Below are 24,495 nucleotides of genomic sequence, written 5' to 3' on the forward strand. Positions count from 1 at the left end.
TCCGGTTTTTGAATGGGCACGTGCGCAGGGCTGGAAATGCCGAGGCGCGGAGTGCGGCCTGCGTCTGCATACTCATTGTCGGTACATGGGAGTCGAATTCGATCCCGTCGAATCGCGGCTTCATGAAAACTCAATTGGTTCGCCGGCGGCATGCTCTTACGCTCCCCATCACGGATTACAGCCGTGGCAAACGCGATACGCGTGCATCGGCACGAGGCTGCGGCAGCATCGAACTGCACGGCAGACATCGCGCTCGCCGGCCGGCCATCCCGGCGACCGGGAGGCGGTGTCCGTCATCACCGGCAAGGCGTGCACGCACACGCCCATTCCAACGTTCGAGCGGGATCCGACTCGACGTATAAGAAAAATCCGGGACGTTTCCGGAATAGGTCCTTCCGGCATTCATTGCGTGAAAGGAGGATCGCCATGCTTGGGAATCCGGAAGGATTCGTCAGGCAATACATTTACAACAAAGGTATGGAGACAACATGAATCAAGCAACGCCGCCGGTCCGCAGCAGTCTATTCGTCGTGCTTCTATGCTTCCTCACGATCGTGGCGGACGGCTACGATCTCATCGTCTACGGCGCAACCGTTCCGCATCTGCTGGCCGAGCCCGGCTGGCATCTGACGCCTGCCGCCGCCGGCATGATCGGCAGCTGGACGCTGGTCGGGCTGATGGTCGGCCTCGCGGTGGCCGGTCCGCTGACCGATCGTATCGGCCGACGCCGCCTGCTCATGGTGGGCGTGCTGTGGTTCTCGGTCGGCTCGTTCGTCTGCGCGTTCGCGACCTCCCCCACGTTTCTGGGCGCGGCCCGCTTCATCACGGGAATCGGCATGGGCGGCGTGGTGCCGTCCGCCGTGGCGCTGGCGGTGGAGTACGCGCCCAAGGGCCGTCGCCAGTTCTACAACGCGCTCACGCTGACCGGCTACTCGGTAGGCGGCATCGTCAGCGCGCTGCTGGCCATCGTGCTGCTTCACGAGCACGGCTGGCGCACGTTGTACGCGCTCGGTGCACTGTATGCGCTGATCCTGCCCGTCATGTACTTCCTGCTTCCCGAGTCGGCGGATTTCCTCGTCAATCGCGGCCGTATCGACGAGGCGCGCACGCTCGCGGCCCGCTATTCACTCGATCTCGACCAGATCCTGCGCGACAAGGATGACCAACGCGTATTGCATGGCACGGCGCGGCAGGCCGGCGGTTACCGGCTGGTGCTGTCGCGCCAGTTTCGCGCCACGGCGCTGCTGCTCGCGTTCATGACGTTCTGCGTGCAGCTGATCGTGTATGGGCTCAATGCGTGGCTGCCGCAGCTGATGCGAGCGGCCGGCTATCCGCTCGGCTCATCGCTGCAGTTCCTGCTGGTGATGCAGTTCGGGGCGGTCGTGGGCATGCTCGGCGGCGCGTGGCTGGCCGATCGTGTCGGCACGCGACGCGTCATGTTTGCGTTTCTCGTGCTCGGCTGCTTGTCGCTGATCGTGCTGAGCCAGAAGCTCGATTCCACCTGGCTGATGCTCGCCGTATTCGGCGCGGGACTCAGTTCGATCGGCACCAGCAGCCTGATCTACGGGTATATCGCCGCGCACTTCCCGACTTCGTGCCGCGGGTCGGCGCTGGGCGGCGCACAGGCCGTCGGGCGTTTCGGCTCGATCCTCGGGCCGATGATCGGCGGCTGGATCGTCGGTGCCAATCTCGGCCTGCACTGGAATTTCTATGCGTTTGCGATCCCCGCGATCGTCGCGGCGACGGTCGTGCCGCTGATCCCGAGATCGGCATGAGGTGTCGCACGTGATGGAAACGTACGACTACATCGTAGTGGGGGCAGGCTCGTCGGGCTGTGTGGTCGCGAGCCGCCTGTCCGAGGATCCCGCGGTGCGCGTGCTGCTCGTCGAAGCCGGCGCGGACATGAACAACTTCTGGGTGCGCACGCCCGCCGGTGCGGGCAAGCTGTTCATGGACAAACGGTTCAACTGGGCATTCGATACCGAGCCCGTGCCGACGCTTGGCGGCCGCACCGTGTACTGGCCGCGCGGCAAAGGCCTCGGCGGCAGCAGCGCGATCAACGGCATGATCTACATGCGCGGCCAGCCGAGCGATTTCGACCATTGGGCGGCGCTCGGCAACGACGGATGGAGCTGGGCCGACGTGCTGCCCTATTTCATCCGGTCGGAAGCGAACCAGCGCGGCGCAAGCGACCATCATGGTGCACAGGGCCCGCTGCATGTCAGCGACGCGGCCATCTCGCACCCGAGCGCCGACGATTTCATCGCCGCCGCGGAGCAGGCCGGCATTCCCCGCAGCGCGGATCTGAACGGGCCGCCGTACGAAGGCGTCGCCTATCGGCAATACACGATCCGCGACGGGCGCCGCCATTCGTCCTATGACGCGTTCATCGAACCTGTGCGTCATCGCCGCAACCTGTCCGTGCGCACCGGTGTGCGCGTGATGCGCGTCGTTCTCGAAGCCGCTCATGCCACGGGCATCGAGGTGCTGGACCGCGGCGTGCGGCGGCACATCGCTGCCGCGCGCGAAGTGATCCTGTCGGGCGGCGCACTGGCTTCGCCGCAATTGCTGATGCTATCGGGAATCGGCGACGCCGCGGCCCTGCATCGCCACGGGATCGCGGCGACGGTGGAGTCGCCCGATGTGGGCCGCAACCTTCAGGATCACTGGTTCGGCTCGTTGGCATGGCATGTCACGCCGGACAGCTCCTATAACCACCGGCTGCGCGGGCTACGCAAGTATCTGGAAGGCGTGCGCTATCTGCTGACTCGCCGCGGGTATCTTGCACTAGGCGCGGCGCCCGTGACGGCTTATGCGCGCAGCGAGCCGGGGCGACCGGAAGCCGACCTGCAACTGACGGTGAGCCCGATGACGTTCAAATTTTCGGCGTCCGGCGAGCCGGTCGTCGACGATTTCCCGGCCATCGGTGCGGCGGTCGTTCTGTTGACGCCCGACTCGCGCGGCCATATGGAGCTGAAGTCGCCGGACCCTTTGGATGCGCCCGCGTTTCATCCGAATTACCTGAGCGATCCCGGCGACATCCGGCGTTCGATCGCGGGTTTGCGGCTGATGCGGCGCATCGCGAACACTGCCCCGCTCGCGTCGCGGATCGTCGAGGAACGCGTGCCGGGCGCGGCCGTCACGACGGACGAACAGTGGCTCGCCCATCTCAAGACCTACGGCAACAGCGGCTGGCACCAGGTCGGCACCTGCCGGATGGGTGTCGATGCGCAGGCTGTCGTCGATCCGCGGCTGCGCGTGCGCGGCGTCGCGCGGTTGCGCGTCGCCGACGCGTCGATCATGCCGAAGATTGTCGCGGGCAATACCAACGCGGCCTGCATCATGATCGGCGAAAAGGCCGCGGACCTGATCCGCGCGGACGCGACACCCGCCCGTGCGGTACCCGCGTGATTACAGGTGCTTGCCGAAGAACGGCGCCAGCGTCGACACCGCTTCGCGCATCTGCTCCGGCGTGTCGTAAAGCGACATGTGCGTGCCGCCCCGGATCACGTGAAGGTGCTTGTCGGTGCTGGCCGCTTTTTCAAGGAGGTCCTGGCTGTGCCAGAGCGAGCCGGCTTCGCTGCCGGCGACCAACTGGAGCGGTTGCGTCAGCAGCACGTCGGCCAACGCGAAGGCGTCGTAGGTCACGAGTTGCGGCAGGCTGCTCGTCGTGAACTGGCTCGGCGTGTTGGGGTGCTGCGCACGCGGCGTACGGTAGTAGTCGTACGCTTCGCGCATGTCGCGATCCTCGACGCCATCGAGGCTCGTCGGCGAGAACGGGATATAGGCGACCGGCTCGCCGGCGGCCTCGCGCGTGCGCGCTGCGGCGCCGAGCTCGAGCAATGCGATCGATTTGGCCGGCGCCTCGTTGCCATGCCAGCCGACGCGGAACATGCTGCCGATATTGACCGCGCTGACGGCGCCCACTGCCTTGATGCGCCGGTCGGTCATCGTCGCGTGGATCGCATAGCCGCCGCCTGCGCATACGCCCAGCGCGCCGATCCTGTCGCGATCGACGAAGTCTTGCGTCGCCAGAAAATCGACCGCGCTGCGCACGTCGTTGACGCGCGCATAGGGATCCTCGAGGAACCGCGGCGTCCCGCCGCTTTCCCCCTGGAACGACGCGTCGAACGCGAGTGTGACGTACCCCTCACGCGCGAGTTGTTCCGCATAGCGGCCGGCCGTTTGCTCCTTGACGCCGCCGCCCGGGTGAACGCAGACGATGGCCGCGTACTGGCGCGACGCATCGAAGCCTTCGGGGAAATAGAGGTTGCCCGCCATTTCGAGCGAGCCGTTGCTGAATTTGACTGACTTCATGGATTCTCCGCTAGATGTCTTGCCGGGGCGATTCGACGTTTGCATCCCGGACTGGTTCGAATATAGCGGTCGATATCGTCAGCAACTAGACTGCTTAAAGCACTTACGCCAATAAGCGGGGCTTATCAATCGCGGTCGAACTTTCGCGATCGGAAATGTGCGTCGGGACGCTGGCCGACGGCCGATCCGGGCAGGTCGACGCGCAGGGAAAGGCATGGAAAGGACGAACGTCACCGGGCGTGCCAAGCGGCCGGTGACGTGATGAAGGCTTGCAGCGAGCGCTTTGCCGCGCCCGCCGGCTAGCTTCGATTCGGGCGGTGAAACGCCGGCCAGCGCTGCAGGACGAGCTCGCGCGACGCGCCGTATGCGAAGCAACTGTCGATCTTGAGCGGTTTTCCGCTGGCGTCGGTCGCCTCGAGCAAGGTTTGCGAACGCAGCGGATTGACGGTCTGAATGGCCGCGGTGGCGAGCGGAATCAGGATTTCCCGCAAATGCGTACACGTGTCGCCGGGCGGCAGGCGCTTGCGTACCTCGCCGCTCCAGCCCGCACCGATGCGCAGCCCCACCAGCGCTTGCAGCGTCGCGCCGCCGCCCGGGCATTCGCGGTACGGATACGCGCGGATGAAGGTGTCGACCTGGTGGACGACCATGTCGAGATCGAACACCACCCGCAAGCCGAGATCGTGGATCGGCTCGTTCGCCGGTACCACGCGCGGGCTGCTCGGCGGCGCGAAATCGTGTGGTTTTCGATCGGTCAGATAGCCTTCGATCTCAAAGAGACCGTCGCTTCGTCTGAACCCATCGAACGTGATCTGCCTGGTGTGCAGCGGCTCGCGCGTGACGCGTTCCGTTGTCGCGGCATTGTCATGGACAGTCATTCCTCGCTCCCGTTTGCATGGATCTCGCACGACACGGCTGCCAGCGCCTGCGCGAGCATTCGGCCATCGCTGCGATCGTCGTGAACGAGCGCGGCGAACTGCTTGCCGGCCGACGCGCACACGCCATGCGACGTCAGACTCTCGCCTTTCGCGATGATCTGATCGAGCGTCAGCGGCCTGGCAGGCGTACCGACGCTGTCGATCACGACGCTCGACTGTGCGCTGCCGTCGTCGCGCACGATCCGTACGCCTGTCGCGAAGCGGGTCGGGTAATACTGCGTCAGCGCGTCGCTCGCCTCGAAACGCACACGCTCGGCAATGCGCCGGATCTGCGGATCGCCGAGGAACGCGTCGTCATAGGCGTCATAGCGGGTCGGCCCGTAGCTCAGCGTCGCGCCGACGATATAAGGGCAACTGTATTGGGCCGCCATCGTCGATTCGGGCTGCGCGAGCATGTGCTGATCCGCGATGAGCTGCGGGCCGCTGATCACGATCTCGCGAATGTCGTCGGTCCGCATCGTAAAGTTGGTGGTCAGTTCGGCCAGCGCGTCGATCGTCGAATGGAACAGGCGGCAGCATGCGTACGGTTTGAGGCTGATCGAATGGATCTGCAGCGGGCCGCCCAATTCGACCGCACGCAGCGGACCGCCGAACAGCGCGGCGAGCCCGTAGGTGCCTTCGACGACGCGCCGCGGCGCCGTTACGGCGTCCATTCGCGCGAATTCCGCAGCGAGCACGCCGTTGCGTGCCGCGATACCCGCATGAACGCGCTTGACCTCCCCGCCCGACGCTTCCGCCGAGAACTGCATCGCGCCGCTTGCCTGCGACAACGCATGTCCCCACGCACGGATCAGCGATTCCGGCGTGACGGGCGTGTCGTCGCGGTAGGCATGTAGCGCCACGCAGGCGGTGGCCGCACCGAACGTGCCGAAAATCGCCGTGGGATGAAAGCCGCGATGCACGGTTTCCATTCCGCCCGCTGCGGCGCCGACCAGCGCCATCGCTTCGTATCCGGCCGCCACGGCCCGGAACAGCATGGCTTGCGACGCGCCCGTGCTCGCCGCGACGGCCAACGCGGCGGGAATGACGACCGCGCCGGGATGGCTCAGCGTCTCGTTATGTGTGTCGTCGAGCTCGTAGCTGTGCGAGGCCGTGCCGTGTACCAATGCGGCAACGGATGCGTCGGCCGTCCAGTCGGCGCCGAGCACCGGGCTCGCGCCCGTGCCGGCAAAACGACGCGACCAGCGCGCGATCTGGCCGGTCCACGGCCGCGTCGCGCCCCACAGCGACACGATGAAGTTGTCGAGGAAAAGCCGGCGCAGTGCTGCCGTATCGGCATCGGTCGCGCACCGGTTCGCGACGGACGCGACATGCGCGGCGATGGCCGCGGTGACATCCGTCGGTGCAGGCGCCGATTCGCCGGTGCCGTTGGGGGATTGCATGCTGTCTCCTGTCGTGACGCGGCCAGGGCGGCGCGCGCTGCGGCATCGCGCGTGCGGCCGCGATACGCGGGCACGCGGTGCACATACCGTCACGATGCGCGGGCAACGGTGCACCGGTCAATTCGCGCCGAGCGTCCCTTCCGTACTTCGAAATGCCGCTGGCGACACCGAGCACGCCCGATCGTCGATCAGATGGATCGGGCGCGGCACGAACGGTCGCAGCGAACGCCCGGTATCTGCCGACCTACGCGGAAAGGGACTCGATCGACGTCACTTCGACGCCATCGTAGGCCGTGGCTTCGCCACGATCGCGCCATGCGGCCAGATCGGCCTGACGCGCGGCGACGGCGGCGTCCCATGCGCGATACGCGTCCTTGCCCAGCATCAGCCGCAACGGCGGCACGTCGCTGTTGACGGCATCGGCCATCACGCGCGCGGCCTTCGCGGGATCGCCCGCCTGCTTGCCGGCCTCCCGTTCGAAATAGTCGAGCATCGGCGCGACGACCGGGCGATAGGCATCGAGCGACTGCTCCGGCCGCATGTTCGCGTCCCCTGCGAATTCGGTTCGGAATGCGCCGGGCTCCACGAGCGTGACGCGGATCCCGAGCGGTGCGACTTCGTGGTGTAACGCCTCGCTCCACGCTTCGAGCGCGAACTTCGCCGCGCAATACGGACCGCATGCCGGGAACGTCACGAGCCCGGCGACGCTGGTCAGGTTCAGCACGTGGCCGCTGCCACGCGCGCGCATGTGGGGCAACACCTCGCGCGTCAGCTCGGCGGCAGCGAAGAAGTTGAGCTCCATCTGCTCGCGCAGTTGGGCCGGCGAAAACTCCTCCACCGCGCCGCACGAACCGCGGCCGGCGATGTTCGCCAGCACGTCGATACGGCCGAACGCCTGCAACGCGGCCTGCAGTGCGGTTGCCCGAGCAGCTGCGTCGGTCACGTCCATCGACAGCGCCAGCGCGCGGTCGCCGTAGCGGCCGGCGATGGCTTCGAGCGGCGCCAGTCGCCGCGCGGTCAGGACTGCACAATCGCCACTGGCCAGCACGTGTTCGGCCAATGCCTTGCCGAAGCCCGACGAGGCGCCGGTGATAAACCAGATCTTTGCCATGAAAACTTTCTCTTGATGGATCGACGTCGTCACGCCGCGCCGCAGCGCGCGGCACAGGCGTGACCGCCGGATGATGAAAAACGGAGACGCGCGCGGGAATGCCCGCCGGCGTCAACGCGCGGACGCGAGATTCTCTTGAAAGAACGGCCCGAGCTTCGACATGGCCTGCTCGACGTACTCGGGTTTGTCGTACAGGTCGTAGTGGCTCGCGCCGTCGACGACGAACAGGTTCTTGCGGCTCGAACGCGCGCGCTCGAACAGTTCGTAGCCGTCGCGGTACGATCCGAACGCGCCGGGTTTGCTGCCGATGACGATCTGCAGCGGCTGGGTCAGCAACTGCTCCGCGAGGTGAAACGCGTCGAAGCCCACCGCCGCCTGCAGGCCAGAGAAGCGCAGCTTGTTCGGCGAGCCCGGCTGCTGTCCGCGCGGCGTCGTGTAGTAGTCGACGGCTTCGACGATGTCGATGTCCTTGATGCCGGCCTGTTGGCGCTCGGCCTCCGACGCGGGAATGTAGGTGACGATCAGCGGGTCGGCGCCGCGCGCCTCGGCGGTACGCTGCTTGCCGATCGCGTCGAGCGTGGCGAGCGCCGCGTCGGCCGACAGGTTGCCTTCGCGCATGATGCGGCCGTAGTTGGCCGCGACGACGGTGCCCACCGCCTTGATCCGGCGCTCCGTCATCGCCGCGTTGACCGCATAGCCGCCGCCGCCGCAGATGCCCAGCACGCCGATACGCGCGTCGTCGACGTAATCGAGCGTCACCAGATAGTCGACCGCGCAGCGGAAGTCCTCGACGCGCGACGCCGGATCCTCGAGGTAGCGCGGCTCGCCGCCGCTCGCGCCCTGATGGGAGGCGTCGAACGCGAGCGTCACGAAGCCGAGCGCGGCCAGCTTCTGCGCGTAGATCGACGCGGTCTGCTCCTTGCAGCTGCTGATCGGGTGGCCGCAGATGATGCCCGGATACTTCGTGCCGGCGTCGAAGTTCGGCGGGACGTACAGATCGGCAGCAATGTTTGCCGAGCGGTTGGGGAACGTGACGGATTGCGGCATGGCGTTGTCCTCCATTGCGATCAGAAAGTCGAAACAGCAACCATGTTAGAGGCTGGTCCGTCGAGTGATAATCCTGCAAAATCTGCTTAAAGTCATAAGCAGGAGTTCTCAATGGCCGGCAATAACCTCAAGGATCTGTCCGCGTTCGTGATGGTGGCGGAAGAGCGCAGCTTCACGCGTGCGGCCGCGCGGCTCGGCGTATCGCAATCGGCGCTGAGTCAGACGATCCGCGGGCTGGAAGCGCGGCTCGACCTGCGGCTGTTTGCGCGCACGACGCGCAGCGTGTCGCTGACCGAGGCCGGCGAACGGCTGCTGAACCGCGTCGGCCCCGCGATGAGCGAAATCGATGCCGGGCTGGAGGAGATTGGCGAACTGATCGGCAAGCCGACCGGCGTGATCCGGCTGACGGCCGACGAATTCGCGGTGCAAAGCGTGCTGCAGCCGGCCATCGCGCGCTTCCTGCCCGATCATCCGGGCATCCGGATCGAGATCACGACCGACTACGGTCTGGCCGATATCGTCGACGGCCGCTTCGACGCCGGCGTGCGGCGCGGGCGCCTCGTCGCGAAGGACATGATCGCGGTGCGGATCGGCCCCGATATTCCGATGGCCGTCTTCTGCGCGCCCGCGTATCTCGACCGCCATCCGGCGCCCAAGCGCCCGGCCGATCTCGTGTCGCATGCATGCATCAACCTGCGCCTGCCGACGCATGGCGAATTTCTCCCGTGGATTTTCACGAGGGCCGGCAACGAGCAACGCATCAAGGTGGACGGCCCGCTCGTGTACACGAGCATCGCACCCGTGCGGGACGCGGCGCTCGCCGGCCTCGGGCTTGCCTATCTGCCCGTCGAATACGTGCGCACGGCGCTGGCGTCCGGGCAACTGGTCGAGGTGCTGGGCGCATGGCGCAAGACCTTCGAGGGCTATCACCTCTATTACGCGAACCGGCGGCACGCGACCTCCGCGTTCTCGCTGCTGGTCGACGCGCTGAAATACCGCAAGCCCTGACGGCCCGCGTTGCGTCACGCCGCCGGCGCGTCGCCGGCCGGCCGGTCCAGCAGTTGCCGGATCAGCGCGCGCGCGATCGGGCCCTGCTCGCGGCCGCGCGCGGTCGCGATATGGATGCGGCGCACGGCCCACGGTTCCGCCAGCTCCATTACGGCGACGCGGCTGAACAGTTCATGACTGACGAGGCACTCCGGCTGCACCGTCACGCCGAGCCCCGCCTGCACGAGGCTGACGGCGACGCCCGCGCTTCTGACGCCGTACCGCGGCTCGAAATCGATGCCGACGCGGCGCGCCGCCGCACGGATCGCACCGAGCATCGCGCCGACGACGATCAGGTTTTCCGACAGCAGATCCTGTGTCGTCAGGCTGGCGCGTGCCGTGAGCGGGTGGCCCAGCGGGACGACCGCGATGAGGCGATCCTCGCGGTAAGGCGTCACGTCGACGCCGCCGAGATCGAGTTCGTGCGCGGCCGCGAACACGCCGATGTCCGCGTCGCCGCGCGCGACGGCCTGCACGATCTCGGCGTTCTCGAGTTCGTTCACCACCAGATCGACGAGCGGATACTCGCGCTTGAACTCGCCGATCTCGCGCGCGAGAAACGGCACGATGATCGAGCGCGCCGACGCGACGGAGAGTTCTCCCCGCATGCCGTCGGTAAACGACGAAATCTCGGAACGCATGTCGTCGAGGTCGTCGAAGATGCGGCGAATATAGCGGACCAGCACCTCGCCGGCCGGGCTCGGCGCCACGCCTTTCGGGCGGCGTTCCAGCAACTTGATGCCGGCGATGTCCTCGAGGTCCTGGATGCGCTTGGTCGCGGTCGATGCGGCGACGTTCTCGCGGATGGCCGCAAGCCCGATCTGCTGCTCCTCGACCGCCGACAGGAACAGCTTCAGCGTAAACAGATCGACCTGCCGGATCAGATGCAGGCGATTGAATGTACTCATGTCTCCCCTCATGCACGTCTCGATGACGTTGTCGCACGTCGCGGCCGGTCGCGCGCGGTCTCGTGCCGGGCGCGTCGTACAGGAAACGAGGCGTGGCGGCGAGCGCGCGGCGCGTGAAGGATCGCGGCGTTCGACGCCGATCGTACACCCGATCGATGCGAACGGCGCGACAGGACGCGGCCGCGCGATCACGCACGGCCGCGCGCGTGCGGCGGTTTTCGTGAACGCGGCGGCACAGCCGCGACGGTTGCCGCGTCGCGTCGCGCCGCCAATCGTCAGACGGTTGCCGCGCGCCTAGCGGCCGGTGCGCAGCAGCGCGTCGAGCGACGCGTTGTCGGCGCCGATGTCGTGCGCCGCGTGCAGCGGCGGCGGGCGCTTGCCGTCGAACGACAGCGGCAGTCCGACCAGGCCGATCTCGTCGTCGGACGGTTTCTCGATGATGCCGAGCGCGTGCGTCTGCGCATGCGCGACCACCTCCGCGGTGGTCTGGATCGGCGCGACCGGAATACCTGCCGCCTGCAAACGCGCCTGCCACGTCGCGCGGTCGTCCGTCGCGAGCCGCTCGCCGATCAGGCGGTCGATCTCCGCGCGATTGCGCAGGCGCGCCGCATTGGTCGCAAAGCGCTCGTCGCGCGCCCATTCGGGGCGCTGGAGCGCCGCACACAGCTTGGCGAACAACGCGTCGTTCGCGGCGCTGACGATCAGATAGCCGTCGGCCGTCGCATACGCGCGATGCGGGACGATGAACGCGACGCCCGATCCGTGCCGGCCGCCGGTATCGCCGTCCGCGCTGTAGTTCGCGATCGCCACGGTCATCCAGCCGATCGCCGTTTCCAGCAGCGAGCCGTTGACGGTCGCGCCGCAATGCTTGATCTGGCGGCGATACAGGGCCGACAGAATGCCGATCACGGCCCACAGCCCCGAGCCGAAATCGACGATCGACACGCCGGCACGAACCGGCGCCTGCCCTTCCTCGCCGGTGATGCTCATGATCCCCGAGAACGCCTGCATCAGCGGATCGTAGCCTGGCAGCGTGTTCAGCGGCCCGAGATGGCCGAACGCGCCGATCTCGCAATAGATCAGTTCCGGCTTGGTCACGCGCAGGCTGTCGGCATCGAGGCCGTATTGCGCGCTGGAGCCCGGCCGCAGGTTATGGATGAACACGTCCGCATGCTCGGCGATCAACCGGTGCAGCGTCGCCAGTTGCTCGCGGTCCTTGATGTCGATGCAGACGGAACGCTTGCCGCGGTTCAGCGCGTGATACGCCGCACCGCTGCCCTTCCATTCGCTCGGCCCCCAGCCGCGCGCCGAGTCCCCGGTCGGGCGTTCGATCTTCCAGACTTCGGCGCCGAGCGACGCCAGGATTTTTCCGGCGAACGGCGCCGATGCGCTATCGCTCAGTTCGACCACCACAACGCCCGACAGCGGCAGGTCACGCAACATGTCGCTTCTCCTGATTTCGTTTTACTGCGATTGCGGCGAGCCGCTCGCGTCCGGCGCATACGCGCCGCCGGAGCGCAGCATCCGGTCGATTTCCTCGGCACCGAAGCCATACTCGGCCAGCAGCGCCGCGGAATGCTCGCCGAGGCGCGGCGCCGGATAGCGCAACTCGGGCGTGCTTTCGCTCCACTGCTGAGGGATGCCCAGCGTCCGGATCCGGCCTTCGGACGGATGATCCTGCTCGGCGAAGAAGCCGACCGCCTTCATGTGCGGATCGTCGATCAGCGTTTCGGGCGTATTCATCTCGATCACCGGAATGTCGGCTTCGGTCAGCGCGTTCACCCATTCGGCCGTGGTCCGCGTCTCGAACACGCTCGCGAGGAACGCGTACAGCTGCGCGATATGCTCGGTGCGCCCGCCGATGTTGTTGAAGCGCGGATCGTCGGCCATCTCCGGATGCCCGGACAGCACGAAGAAACGCTGCCAGTGATGGTCCGCATAGACGTTCACGCCGATATAGCCGTCGCGCGTGCGATACGGACGGCGGTCGGGATTCATCATCCGCGCATAGCCCCAGTCGCCGAGCGGCGGCACGAACGTGTGCCCGTACAGATGGTCGCCGAGCACGAAATGCACGAAGGTCTCGAGCATCGGCACGAACACCTGCTGTCCGACGCCCGTCTTCTCGCGCCGGTACAGCGCCATCGCGACCGCGTTGCTGGTCGCCATACCGACCACGCGATCGGCGACCGCCGTCGCGACATAGGTCGGCGGCCCCGCCTTACGGCTTTGCAGCACCGGCATCCCGACCGCGGCCTGGATCAGGTCGTCGTATGCGGGGCGCGATGCATACGGGCCGTTCTGCCCGAAGCCGAACGCGCCGCAGTAGATGATGCGCGGATTGAGCTTGCGCACGTCCTCGTATGCGATCCCGAGCTTCGCCATCGTGTGCGGCCGCATGCTGTACAGCAGCACGTCGGCCGATTCCGCCATGCGCTTCAGTGCGGCGATCCCGTCCGGATGCTTGAGGTCGAGCACGAGGCTGCGCTTGTTGCGATTCAGGTGCAGGAAGATCGGGCCCATGCCTGGATGGCGGCTCGGGCCGATGTGGCGCGTCGTGTCGCCGTCGCGCGATTCGATCTTGCAGACGCCGGCGCCCATGTCGGCGAGCAGCAGCGACGCGTACGGGCCCATGAAATTCGACGTCAGGTCGAGGATGCGTACTCCGTCGAGCGGTCCGGCCATGTCAGCCTCCGTCGACGGGATGAAAATCAATGCGCTTCACGATGTCTCCTCCGTGAGCGGGCACGCCGCGCGGGCGCCGGTGGGCCGGCGCGCCGCGTGCGGCCCTCAGGTTGTCGACGGCACGAATACCGGCAACTTTTGTTCGCCGCGCTGCACGAAGCGGACCTCGACGCGCTGGCCGATCGCGATCGTCTCGGCCGGCGCATCGATCTGCGCGAACAGGTAATAGCCTTCGTCCATGCGGATGAAGCCGACCGTGTACGGCACGATGCCGGCCCACACCGGCGTCGGCCCGCGCATGATCGTGCTGTGCGAATAGATTTCGCCGCGGCCCGACGATTCGGTCCAGTCGAGCGATTTCGCGCCGCAATGCGTGCAGAACGAGTGAGCCGGCCACACGGCTTCGTGGCAGGACGTGCAGCGCTGGTACGTCAGCTTGTCTTCGGCCAGCGCGTCCCAGTACGGTTGCGCATCGAGCAGCCGGTAGGGTTGCGGCCAGGCATTCGGGGAATGCGTTTCGGTCATGGAATGCTCCGGTCGGATATCACGTTGCGGACGACAGCAGCAGCACGGCGCCGGCGGCCAGCATCCCGCCCGCGCCCTGCACCAGCACGGTTTGCGGCCGGCGGGCCGGCGCGAGCCCGAGCGCCTGCCCGCGCAGCTGCCGGACGGCCTCGATCATGCTGTCCATGTTGCACGAGATGCCGGGCTGCCCGAACGACAGCCACCCGCCGTTGGTGTCGGTCGGCAGGTCGCCGTCGACGCCGGTGCGGCCTTCGCGATAAAGATCGATGCCGCGCCCCTTCTTCGCGAAGCCGAGATCCTCCATCACGATCGGCCCCATATGCGCGAAGTTCACCGAGATCTGCGCCATGTCGATGTCGGCGGGCGTCAGCCCCGACATCGCATAGGCCTGGCGCGCCGCCTCGGCGGTCGCGGTGGTCGTCAGGTTCGGCAACGCGCCGAGACTGTCGAACCGGCAGCGACGCAGGTTCATGCGATCGGTCAGGTACTCGTGCGTGGTCGCCGATCCGTAGCCGAGCAGGTAGACCGGATCGCGCGCGTGACGCGCGTTCTCCGGCGACGTGACGATCAGCGCCCCGCCCGTGCCGCCCCCCCAGGTGGAGCACATCCAGCGGCGCAGCGGTGTGGCGACGTACGGCGACGACAGCACCGCCGCGCGATCGATCTCGCCGAACTTCGCCTTCGCCGCATGCGGATGATGACGTCCCCAGCGCTGGTTCGCGATCGCGACATCGGCGAGATCGTCCTCGGTGATGCCGAACTCGTGAAAGTAGCGCTGCGCGGCCTGCGCGTAGAGCGCCGGAATCGTCGGACCGTACGGAATCTCGAACTGCGGATCCGCGTCGGCTTCCGCGCCCATCGCGACCGCGTCGACGAACAGCTCGGTCGCGTCGCTCTGCAGGCACAGCACGTACTCGGCGCGGCCGGCCGCGATCATCTGCGACGCGATCGCGAGCGTCGACGTCAGGCCCGCGCCGTGCATCGTCAGCTCGCTCGTGATCGTCACCGGCATCTGCATGTGCGAGATGAAGATGTTGCTCCACTGCGAACGCTTGTCGGCCCACGGCGAACGTCCCGTGAATACCGCGTCGACCTGGTCCTTGCCGATGCCCGCGTCGGCGAGCGCGTTGAGCGTCGCCTCGGCGGCCAACTGCAGCGGGTCCTTGCGATTCGCGCGCGACGCGTAGGCATCGCCCATGCCGACGATCGCCGCAACCGGACGAGGAGTCATGGCTGCGCTCCTCAGACCTTGAAATCGGGCTGCGCTTCGGCGATCAGCGCGTCGAGGTCCGCGCGCTTGCGCAGCATCAGCAGGCTCCATTCGCTACGCTGCACGACTTCGCCGCGCTGGTTGTACGCCTGGATCAGCATCGTGCCGACGCCGAACTTGTCGTCCTTGTCCTTCTTCGCGATGACTTCGGCGGTCGCATAGACCGTGTCGCCGATCTTCACCGGATTCAGGAAGCGCATCTTGTCGACGCCGTAGTTCGCCTGGATCGCCGGACCGAACTGCAGCAGGCCGGAAATCAGCGAGAACGTCAGCATGCCCTGCACGATGCGCTCGCCCCAGCGCGTCTTCTCCGCATATTCCTTGTTCGAGTGGATCTCGATCCAGTTGCCGGTGAACATGCAGAACATCACGACGTCGCTCTCGGTCACGGTGCGGCCGGGCGAACGGAATTTCTGGCCGACTTCGAGCTCGTCGAGCGGAATGTTGATGCTGTTGTTGATGCCGCTCATGGCGGTGTCTCCTGATGATGGAATGGCGGGGTGCGGCGCGGCCGCATGCGCGCCGCACCGATGAAAACCGGGGGGGCCGTTACTGGCGCATCGACTTCGCGATGATCGTGCGCTGGATCTGCGACGTGCCGCCGCCGATCGTCGACTGGATACTCTCGCGCAGGTAGCGCTCCATGTCGGCTTCCGGCAGGTTCGCGTAGCCCCCGAGGATCTGCATGCCGGCCAGCGCGCATTCCTTCAGCGTCTCCGAGCCGTACAGCTTCGCCATCGACACCTCGCGGCTGCACGGCACGTGATCGGCTGCCATCCGCGCAGCGCGGTAGCACAGCAGGCGCGCGGCGTCGACCTTGGTCTGGCAGTCGGCGAGCATGTGGCGAATCACCTGGAAGTCGTACAGCTGGTGGTCGAACTGGATGCGGTCGTGCGCATAGCGCGTCGCCGTATTCACGGCTTGCTGCGCATTGCCCGTATAGGCGGCTGCGACCGCGCAGCGTTCGAGCTCGAGGTGCTCGGTGATGATGCGCCAGCCCTGACCCTCTTCGCCGAGCAGCGCGTCGGCCGGCACGCGCACCTCGTCGAGGAAGATCTCGGTCGTGCCCGTCGCGTGGCGCGACAGCGTCGGCAGCTTGTTGATCACCATGCCCGGCGTGTCGTTCGGGATCAGCAGCACCGACAGGCCCTTGTGCTTGTCGTCCGTGCTGGTGCGCACGAGCATCGCGATCACGGTGTCCTTCGCCGCCGCGCCGCTGCACCAGAGTTTCTGGCCGCTGACGATCCAGTCGCCGTTGGTGTCGCGGCGCGCACGCGTCTTCGTGTTCGCGGCGTCGGAGCCCGCGTCGGGTTCGGAGATCGACACCGAGAAGCGGATCTTGCCGTCGATGAACGGCTGCACGTATTTTTTCTTCTGCTCGGGCGTGCCGAACTTGATGATGTTCATCGCGGTAAACGTCGGCACCAGCACCGAGCACGCGAAGTCGAAGCCGAACTTGCCGAGGCCTTCGGCCATCAGCGAATAGTCGAAGATGTCGCCGCCCGAGCCGCCCTCTTCCTCGGGAATCAGGATCCCGAGCCAGCCTTGCTTCGCAATCTTTTCGTAGGCCTCGTACGGGTAATCGCGATTCATGTCGCACTTGCGCACGTATTCGACCGTGATCTCGTTGTCCATGAACTTGTTCACGGTGTCGAGCCACATGCTTTGCGATTCGTCGAGAAAGTTAGCCATTTGTCTTCGCTCCAGTTATCGGCGTCTGCTCGGGCAGCCGCGCTGTTCATCCTGGAATCGAGCTTAGGGCTTGCGGCGTCGCGAACCAACTGGCCATTTTTGAAGCGGCGATTCGAAAATATCGAAGCGTGGTTGGGTGCGGTGCACAAGCGATGTCGGGGGCATTGCGAAGACAGGGATGCGACAGGCGTGTCGCCGCACCGCGCGACGTTCACGTGATGCGCGGGAAGGATGAAGGTCTCGCCTGAAGAACGGCAGCAACGCGCCCGCGTGCGGTGCGGGCGCGTCATGCACGCATCGTTCGGATCACGCGATCGCGCCGGCGTCGCGCAGTGTCGCGAGTTCCGCGGCGGTGAATCCCCAGTCGCCGAGCACCGCGTCGGTATGCTCGCCGGGCCGCGCGGGCGAAGACTGGATGGCGCCGGGCGTCCGGCTGAAGCGCGGCGCGGGTGCGGGCTGCACGACCCCGTCGCGTTCGACGAAGGTCTGTCGAGCGCGCAGGTGCGGATGAGTGGGCGCTTCGGTCAGCGACATCACCGGTGCGATGCAGACCTCGCGGCCTTCGGCGAGCGCGCACCATTCGTCGCGCGTGCGGGTGCGGAATATCTCGGCGAATTTCGCATGCACTTCCGGCCATCGCGATCGGTCGTGCTGATCCGGCATGTCCTCTTCGTGCAGCCCGAGCAGCGCCAGCGTATTGCGCCAGAAGCGTGTTTCGTTCGATCCGACGCTGACCCAGCGGCCGTCCTTCGTCTCGTAGACGTTGTACCAGGGCGCGCCGGAGTCGAGACGATTGCTGCCGCGCTCGTCCTTCCAGTAGCCGCTCGCGAACATGCCGTAGAACAGTGTCATCAGCGACGCCGAGCCGTCGACCATCGCGGCATCGACGAACTGCCCGTGCCCCGAGCGCCGGCTTTCGAGCAGTGCCGACACCACGCCGAGCGCGAGATAGAGCGAGCCGCCGCCGAAATCGCCGACCAGGTTCAGCGGAATCACGGGTGGCCCGCTGGCCGCGCCGACCGCGTGCAGCACGCCGGTCAGCGAGATGTAGTTGACGTCATGGCCCGGCGCCTGCGCGAGCGGGCCGTCCTGCCCCCAGCCGGTCATGCGGCCATAGACGAGCGCGGGATTGACCGCGAGGCACGCGTCGGGCCCGAGGCCGAGCTTTTCGGCGACGCCGGGACGGAACCCTTCGACGAGCGCATCGGCCCGCGCGACGAGCTTGAGCACCGCGTCGGCCGCTTCGGGCTTCTTCAGGTCGAACGCGGCGCTGCGCCGGCCACGGTTCAGCAGATTGAAGCGCGGATCGCCCGGCTGGCCGCCGTCGTAGCCCGGCGGGCGATCGATGCGGATGATGTCCGCGCCCAGATCCGACAACAGCATGCAGCAGAACGGCACCGGCCCGACGCCGCCCAGCTCCACGATCCTGATGCCGGCCAGCGGCCCCTTTGCATTGCCCATTCCGATTGTCTCCATGTGATGACTGTCTTCGATCCAGCTTACGCGGGTCGCGCCGACAGTCCAATTCCGATTAATCGAAGCGTCGATTCGGCCGGATCGAACCGGTCCGGCGCCGGCGAAGTCCGTTTCGCACCGCTGCGTCAGCCGGACAGGCCGGCCTCGCGCGCGAGCCGTTCGCGATGATCGGGATGCGCGATCGCAATCATCTTCGGCACGCGCTGCGCGAGCGACAGGCAGCGCAGATCGGCGATCCCATATTCGGTGACGATCACGCACGCGTCGCTGCGCGGCACCGTTACCGGGCCTGACAGTTTCGTCACGATGCGACTGTGCGGGCCCGCGGTGGACGGTAGCGCCACGATCGGCACGCCGCCGCGGCTGGCCTGCGCGGCCCGCAGAAAATCGCCGACGCCGCCGACCGCGCCGACATACGTGCCGCCGACGACTTCCGCGTTGACCTGCCCCGTCAGGTCCACCTCCACCGCGGAATTGATCGCGGTGAAGCGATCGATCCGGCGCAGCACGTGCGGATTGTGCGTGTATTCGGTGGCGCGCAGTTCGAGCGCGGGATTGCGGTGAGCAAAGCGGCGCACACGCGCGGAGCCGATGATGACGCCGCCGACGGTGATGCCCGCGTCGATCGTCTTGCGCGCATTCGTCACGACACCGGCTTCGCACAGCGCCGCGATGCCGTCGCCGATGCTGCCGGTGTGCACGCCGAGGTCGCGCTTGTCGTGTAGCGCGGCCATCACCGCGTCAGGAATCGCGCCGATGCCCGTCTGCAGCGTCGCGCCGTCTTCGACGATCGACGCGACGTGCTGCCCGATCGCCTGCTCCACCGGCCCGGGCGTCGTCGCGGCGGCATCCGGGAACGGCATGTCCGACGCCACCAGCAAATCGATGTCGGCGGCGCGCAAGTAAGGACCGCCGTAGGTCCACGGCACGTCGGGATGCACTTCCGCGGCGATCGCCCGCGCATGTTTCAGCGCTTCCACCAGATACTCGCGCGCGAGCCCGAGGCTGTAACGACCGTGCTCGTCCGGCGGCGACACCTGCAGCATCACGACGTCGATCCGCAACGCGCCGCTGCGGATCAGGTCCGGCAGCTGCGAATAGTGCGCGGGCAGAATGTCGAGCACGTTCGCGCGCGCCAGCCTGCGGTTCGCGCCGCTGCCGCAGTACGCGAGGAAATCGATGGCGTCGGCATGCTCGGGTGCCAGGACGTCGGTGAGGCCGATGCCGAGAAAGACGCGAATGCGCTTGAAGCTGTGGCGCTGGGCGACCAGCGCGCGCATCAGCGTTACGGGCTCGGCGTGCGACTGGCCCCACATCATGGTGTCGCCGGGGCGAATCAGCGAGGAAAGCGCATCGCAGTCGCCGGCCTGACGGGCATCGGGCGATGCGTGCGCGGTCGCGCATGCTGGATGGTTCATGGATGGGCGAGATCGAGGGTCACGTCGGGCGCTCCGGCGTCGCATGCGCCATCCGGAATCATCGTCATGACGGGTTGAAGTTCGCGCGCGTCGCGATAGCGTCCCGGACGGGCGCCTGTCCGAAGCGACGAAGATCGACGGACGATGCGACAGGCATCGCTGCTCATCGTGATTCGCTCACCGGGGAGCGTCAATGCGCACCCGCAGCCTGTTCCGTACGTCGGAACGCCTGCATCGCGGGTTTTGGTTCGGTATGCGATGCGCGTCATGCGGCGTGCGCTCGGCGTGGCGCGACCGGCTTCCGAAGTACGGAATCGTCGCCCGCGCACTATTGACGCTGCGGCGGTCGAGCCGACACTGTTGACGCTGCGGCATGGTGCGTCCCGGTCGAATGCGCTCCCCTTGAGACTGACATGACGCGGTGCCGGAACCGACGGGCCAACGTGGCTCATTGCAGGGCTCAGACAATGCAGAAGCAACGAATCGAGGATCACGGATCGAGCATGACGGTCGCGCGTGCCCGCGCGCGGGAAAACGCCAACGCGGAAGATGCCGCGCTATGGCGATGGTTCGCCGCCTTGCTCGATGAGCGGCGGATCCGCTGGTGTCACAGCGGGCGCGGATGGCTGGTGAGCGTCGACCATCGTCACGTCGCCACCGGCACGCAGTTCGATCAGGCGATGCGGATCGCCAAGGAAAACGTCGAGAGCAGCGGCTCGCGCCGCATCGATGCGGCGTCGAAGTCCGACGGATCGGGAAGAAAGATTCATCTCGTGAAGTAACTGAGTCTCGGGCCTGCCGACGCATCATCGCGCCATGAGTCGGCACTCCCACCCACACGTGTATGTGATCGATCGCGACTGACATCGCGATCGAACCATCGCCCTGCGGCTTTACCCTTAAGGGTCTCCACGCTGTCCACGACGCATCGCGCGGCACCTCTTTCACTGCACGGAATCGGATTGCCCGACCGATTGACGGTGATATCGGCCACGCATCTAATCGACCGAACGTTGCGGCAATCGGGCGTTTCTTGTCGTATCAATTAGTTTTCCATATTAATTGACGCCGATACCGATCGCGACGTCACGATACGTACATTCAGAAGAAACTTTGGAGACAGTCAATGAAAAGGACGATTGCGCTTTGCGCAGCGGTGGGTTGCGTCGGCGGTACGGCACATGCGCAGAGCAGCGTGCAGTTGTACGGGATTATCGACGAAGGGGTCAACTACGTGAGCAACGCGTCCGGCCACCATTTGTATAGTCTCGCGAGCGGCGTGCTCAACGGCAGCCGCTGGGGGCTGCGCGTGAAGGAGGACCTCGGCGGCGGCTACGGCGCGATCGCGGTGCTGGAGAACGGCTTCGACCTCAATACCGGCAAGCTCGGCCAAGGCGGCCTCGAATTTGGCCGACAAGCGTATGTCGGCCTGTCCGGCCCGTACGGAACCGTCACGCTCGGGCGTCAGTACGATTCGGTCGTCGATTCGGTCGGCCTGCTCGAAGCGGGCGATCAGTGGGGCGGCTATCTCGCCGCCCACCCGTCCGACAACGACAACTTCAACAACACCAATCGCGTCAACAACGCGATCAAATACACGAGCCCTGTCTTTCACGGCTTGACGGCGACCGCGCTGTACTCGCTGGGCGGCGTGTCGGGGCACACGGGCCGCAACCAGATCTGGTCGGCCGGCGCCAGCTACACGAACGGCCCGCTTTCGATGGGCGCGGGCTACCTCAACGTGCGGAACCCGAACACATCGTTCTATGGCGCGGGCGGCACCGTCGCCGCGACCGTCAACGGTGTGCCCGGCTCGAACTTCGGCGCGTCGCCGGTGATTTCGGGTTACGCGTCGGCGCATACGTTGCAGGTGATCGGCACGGGCGCGGCCTACACGATCGGCTCGCTGACGCTCGGCGCGACCTATTCGAACACGCAGTTCCGCCATCTCGGCGATACCACGTCGGGTCCCGTGCCCGCCGGCGGCATCAGCGGCACCGCGAAGTTGAACAACGCCGAACTGAACGTGAAATACCAGATCACGCCGGCTTTCGTCGTCGGCGCGAACTACGTGTACACGAAGAACAGCGGCGCCGATGCGACGGGCAGCGGGCACTACAACCAGGCATCATTCGGCGCCGACTACTTCCTGTCGAAACGCACCGACGTCTACTTCGTCGGCACCTATCAGCGCGCGAGCGGAACCGATTCGACCGGACGCCGTGCCGTCGCGTCGATCAACCAACTCACGCCGTCGACGTCCAATCATCAGATCGCGCTGCGCGTCGCGATGCGGCACAAATTCTGATGCGCCGCGACGACTTCGGTCGTCGTATCGAAGCGCCGCGCCGCACGTATCCGTCGGAAATCTGTCGGCGGATGCGTGCGGCGCGTCTGTTTTTTGCGTCTGCTGCGACGATGGTTCGGAACCAGCCGTCGACGCCGGCCTGCCCGCTACAGATCCAGAACCAGCCGCGCCGATTTCGAGCGGGAGCAGCACGGCATGAACTGGTCGTTCGCCGCGCGTTGCTCGGCGGTCAGGCAATGATCGAAATGCTCGGGCTCGCCCGCGAGCACGCGCGTCGCGCAGGTTCCGCACAGGCCCTGCTCGCACGAGGTCTCGATCTCGATACCGGCCCTCGCGAGTGCCCGCACGACCGATTCGTGCTTTTCGATGACGATCACGCGGCCCGAACTCGCGATCTGCACTTCGAACCGGCCGTCCCGTTCCGTCTGTCGCGCCTCGGCCGCAAAAAACTCGTAATGCAGTTGCGCTTCCGGCCATCCGTTCGCACGCGCGGTCGTCAGCATTGCATCCATGAAGCCCTTCGGTCCGCAGACGTACAGATGCGTGCCTGCTTCGGGAACGGCGAGTCGCGCCGCGATATCGAAGCGCTGCTCGGCGGCTTCATCGTCGAAATGAAGCTGCACACGGCCCGCATAGGGTGCACGTGCGATGTGGTAGAGAAACGCCGTGCGCGTGCGCGACCGCGTGCAGTAGTGCATGTCGAACGACGCGCCGATGCGCGCCAGCCGTTCCGCCATGCACAGGATCGGCGTCACGCCGATGCCGCCTGCGAGCAACAGGCTGTGCTCCGCGTCATGCGCGAGCGGGAAATGATTCTTCGGCGCGCTGATCGTCAGCGTGTCGCCGATCTTCACGCGATCGTGCATGCCGGCCGACCCGCCGCGCGAGTTCGGATCGCGCAGAACGGCAATCCGGTATCGGTGGCTTTCGTCGGGTGCATTGCACAGCGAGTACTGGCGCGTCGGGCCGCCGGGCACGGCCACGTCGATATGCGCGCCGGCCGAGAACGGCGGCAGCGGCCGGCCATCCGCCCGAACCAGTTCGAAACTGCAGATGCCGGCGGCTTCGTCGTGCCTCGCCGCGACGCGGACCGTCAGTCCGTCGATCATGTTCGTCACCTCCTCCCCTCGATGGGGGCGATTACAGAGGCGAGGCTGACTCGTGTCAATCAGGCGTCTTTCGGCGTTCCGTACTTCGGGGACCTGCGTTGCTGGCGACAATCGACGCCTCCGGGCGCATACGCATTCACGCGTGTGCCGGTTCGAACGCCTGCGGCTACGTCACTCGCAGACAACGCGATTCCGTACGATCGCGCAAGAAATGCGAACGCTGCAGCATGGCCCGTTCGGCGTCCGCTACTTAAGATCGGCACGCGACGCCTTCCGCCGGCACACCGCTTGCCGCTTGCAGCTCGCTGCACGGAACGAACGACCGCGACGCGCCGACAGAATCGACCATATTAGGCAAGGAGACATCATGCAGATCACGCTGGACGGCAAGCTTGCCGTCGTAACGGGCGCCGCGCAGGGCATCGGCCATGCGATCGCGAAGCGGCTCGCGCAGTGCGGTGCCGAGGTCGTCGTCAACGATCTCGACGAACGGCGGATCGCAACCGCCGTCGACGCGATCCGCGCCGCGATCCCCGGCGCAACGGTGCGCGGCGCGGCGGCCGACCTGTCGTCGGCCGCCGGCTGTAACCGCCTCGTCGAACAGGTGCCCGATTGCGACATCCTCGTGAACAACGCGGCCATCTACGAGACCGCCGATTTCTTCGAGATCCCGGATGCGACCTGGCAGAAATATTTCGAGCTCAACATCCTGTCCGGGGTCCGGCTGGCGCGGGCCTACCTGCCGAACATGGGCGCGCGCGACTGGGGGCGCGTCGTCTTCATCAGCTCCGAGTGCGGAATCAGCACGCCGCCCGACATGCTGCATTACGCGGTGACCAAGACGGCGCTGCTCGGCCTGTCGCGCGGCCTCGCGAAACGCATGTCGGGCACCGGCGTCACGGTGAACGCAGTCCTGCCGGGCCCGACGCTCAGCGAAGGGGTGGTGGATTTCCTCGAAGCGGAAATCCGCCGTACCGGCAAGACGATCGAGGAACAAGGCGCCGAACTCGTCAAGGCGCTGCGTCCGTCGTCGATCACGCGGCGCTTCGCGTCGGTCGACGAAGTGGCGAACCTCGTGCTCTACACGTGCTCGCCGCTCGCGTCGGCGACGACGGGCGCCGCGCTGCGGGCGGACGGCGGCGTCGCCGACACACCGATCTGAGCGGCGGCAGCCGTTGCGGCTACTCACCAACCGGCGCGACGCACGCGCGACCTCGACGCCATCGCGCCGCATGCGCTGCGCGCTTACATGAACCACGCCT

Annotated in this window: 21 protein-coding genes; 6 read left to right on the forward strand and 15 right to left on the reverse strand. The window is 66.5% G+C overall.

What is annotated here, in order from left to right; all coding sequences use genetic code 11:
• The first annotated feature begins 488 nt into the window (after positions 1-488).
• Positions 489-1,775 (forward strand): aromatic acid/H+ symport family MFS transporter, encoded by a 1,287-nt coding sequence (locus HWX09_RS07785; protein ID WP_027785863.1) that lies wholly within the window; start codon positions 489-491, stop codon positions 1,773-1,775.
• Between the two features lie 13 nt (positions 1,776-1,788).
• The gene (locus HWX09_RS07790; protein WP_027785862.1) at positions 1,789-3,411 is read left to right on the forward strand and encodes a GMC family oxidoreductase N-terminal domain-containing protein; all 1,623 of its coding nucleotides are present in this window, start codon (positions 1,789-1,791) and stop codon (positions 3,409-3,411) included.
• On the opposite strand, the gene HWX09_RS07795 is transcribed toward HWX09_RS07790, so the two are convergent.
• The 5 genes from HWX09_RS07795 to HWX09_RS07815 all read right to left on the reverse strand — a co-directional run bounded on the left by HWX09_RS07795 (position 3,412) and on the right by HWX09_RS07815 (position 8,795).
• Complete coding sequence (locus tag HWX09_RS07795; RefSeq protein ID WP_227789674.1) at positions 3,412-4,362, reverse strand: alpha/beta hydrolase; 951 nt, start codon at positions 4,360-4,362, stop codon at positions 3,412-3,414.
• A 254-nt stretch (positions 4,363-4,616) separates the two neighbouring features.
• Positions 4,617-5,195 carry a DUF2889 domain-containing protein gene (locus tag HWX09_RS07800; protein ID WP_027785860.1) on the reverse strand — a complete coding sequence of 193 codons (579 nt, stop codon included), beginning with the start codon at positions 5,193-5,195 and terminating at the stop codon, positions 4,617-4,619.
• Complete coding sequence (locus HWX09_RS07805) at positions 5,192-6,637, reverse strand: MmgE/PrpD family protein (RefSeq protein ID WP_027785859.1); 1,446 nt, start codon at positions 6,635-6,637, stop codon at positions 5,192-5,194. The genes HWX09_RS07800 and HWX09_RS07805 overlap by 4 nt, the downstream gene beginning before the upstream one ends.
• Before the next feature lie 244 nt (positions 6,638-6,881).
• Positions 6,882-7,748 carry an oxidoreductase gene (locus tag HWX09_RS07810; protein ID WP_034185494.1) on the reverse strand — a complete coding sequence of 289 codons (867 nt, stop codon included), beginning with the start codon at positions 7,746-7,748 and terminating at the stop codon, positions 6,882-6,884.
• Positions 7,749-7,859: 111 nt separating this feature from the next.
• Positions 7,860-8,795 (reverse strand): alpha/beta hydrolase, encoded by a 936-nt coding sequence (locus HWX09_RS07815; protein ID WP_027785858.1) that lies wholly within the window; start codon positions 8,793-8,795, stop codon positions 7,860-7,862.
• A 111-nt stretch (positions 8,796-8,906) separates the two neighbouring features.
• On the opposite strand from HWX09_RS07815, the gene HWX09_RS07820 reads away from it, so the two are divergent.
• Positions 8,907-9,803: a LysR family transcriptional regulator gene (locus HWX09_RS07820; protein ID WP_027785857.1), complete on the forward strand. Its 897-nt coding sequence runs from the start codon at positions 8,907-8,909 to the stop codon at positions 9,801-9,803.
• A 14-nt stretch (positions 9,804-9,817) separates the two neighbouring features.
• On the opposite strand, the gene HWX09_RS07825 is transcribed toward HWX09_RS07820, so the two are convergent.
• From HWX09_RS07825 to HWX09_RS07865, 9 genes are all read right to left on the reverse strand, one after another.
• Positions 9,818-10,750 (reverse strand): LysR substrate-binding domain-containing protein, encoded by a 933-nt coding sequence (locus HWX09_RS07825; protein WP_027785856.1) that lies wholly within the window; start codon positions 10,748-10,750, stop codon positions 9,818-9,820.
• Positions 10,751-11,044: 294 nt separating this feature from the next.
• Complete coding sequence (locus HWX09_RS07830) at positions 11,045-12,193, reverse strand: CoA transferase (protein WP_027785854.1); 1,149 nt, start codon at positions 12,191-12,193, stop codon at positions 11,045-11,047.
• A 21-nt stretch (positions 12,194-12,214) separates the two neighbouring features.
• On the reverse strand, positions 12,215-13,435 hold the full coding sequence (locus HWX09_RS07835; RefSeq protein WP_027785853.1) for a CoA transferase: 1,221 nt from the start codon (positions 13,433-13,435) through the stop codon (positions 12,215-12,217).
• A gap of 105 nt (positions 13,436-13,540) precedes the next feature.
• A complete protein-coding gene (locus HWX09_RS07840; protein ID WP_027785852.1) occupies positions 13,541-13,960 on the reverse strand; it encodes an OB-fold domain-containing protein in 420 nt (139 codons plus the stop codon).
• A 19-nt stretch (positions 13,961-13,979) separates the two neighbouring features.
• A complete protein-coding gene (locus HWX09_RS07845) occupies positions 13,980-15,191 on the reverse strand; it encodes a thiolase family protein (RefSeq protein WP_027785851.1) in 1,212 nt (403 codons plus the stop codon).
• Positions 15,192-15,202: 11 nt separating this feature from the next.
• Positions 15,203-15,700 carry a MaoC/PaaZ C-terminal domain-containing protein gene (locus HWX09_RS07850; RefSeq protein ID WP_027785850.1) on the reverse strand — a complete coding sequence of 166 codons (498 nt, stop codon included), beginning with the start codon at positions 15,698-15,700 and terminating at the stop codon, positions 15,203-15,205.
• A 79-nt stretch (positions 15,701-15,779) separates the two neighbouring features.
• Positions 15,780-16,922: an acyl-CoA dehydrogenase family protein gene (locus HWX09_RS07855; RefSeq protein ID WP_009688657.1), complete on the reverse strand. Its 1,143-nt coding sequence runs from the start codon at positions 16,920-16,922 to the stop codon at positions 15,780-15,782.
• A 306-nt stretch (positions 16,923-17,228) separates the two neighbouring features.
• Complete coding sequence (locus HWX09_RS07860) at positions 17,229-18,383, reverse strand: CaiB/BaiF CoA-transferase family protein (RefSeq protein ID WP_027785849.1); 1,155 nt, start codon at positions 18,381-18,383, stop codon at positions 17,229-17,231.
• A 140-nt stretch (positions 18,384-18,523) separates the two neighbouring features.
• A complete protein-coding gene (locus HWX09_RS07865; protein ID WP_051421444.1) occupies positions 18,524-19,717 on the reverse strand; it encodes an acetyl-CoA hydrolase/transferase C-terminal domain-containing protein in 1,194 nt (397 codons plus the stop codon).
• 512 nt (positions 19,718-20,229) lie between these two features.
• Here HWX09_RS07865 and HWX09_RS07870 point away from each other — a divergent pair.
• Positions 20,230-20,598, forward strand: coding sequence for a hypothetical protein (locus HWX09_RS07870; RefSeq protein ID WP_227789673.1), 369 nt, complete (start codon positions 20,230-20,232; stop codon positions 20,596-20,598).
• A gap of 344 nt (positions 20,599-20,942) precedes the next feature.
• Complete coding sequence (locus HWX09_RS07875; RefSeq protein ID WP_027785847.1) at positions 20,943-22,124, forward strand: porin; 1,182 nt, start codon at positions 20,943-20,945, stop codon at positions 22,122-22,124.
• A gap of 146 nt (positions 22,125-22,270) precedes the next feature.
• Here the strand turns inward: HWX09_RS07875 and HWX09_RS07880 are convergent, their stop codons facing one another.
• Positions 22,271-23,233, reverse strand: coding sequence for a PDR/VanB family oxidoreductase (locus HWX09_RS07880; protein WP_034185537.1), 963 nt, complete (start codon positions 23,231-23,233; stop codon positions 22,271-22,273).
• Positions 23,234-23,600: 367 nt separating this feature from the next.
• Here HWX09_RS07880 and HWX09_RS07885 point away from each other — a divergent pair, with 367 nt between their 5' ends.
• Positions 23,601-24,395, forward strand: a complete 795-nt coding sequence (locus HWX09_RS07885; protein WP_027785845.1) for an SDR family oxidoreductase — start codon at positions 23,601-23,603, stop codon at positions 24,393-24,395.
• Positions 24,396-24,495 lie beyond the last annotated feature (100 nt).

Origin of the sequence: Burkholderia sp. BCC1208 (assembly GCF_902833095.1) — a bacterium.
In the GTDB taxonomy this organism is placed as follows: Bacteria; Pseudomonadota; Gammaproteobacteria; order Burkholderiales; family Burkholderiaceae; genus Burkholderia.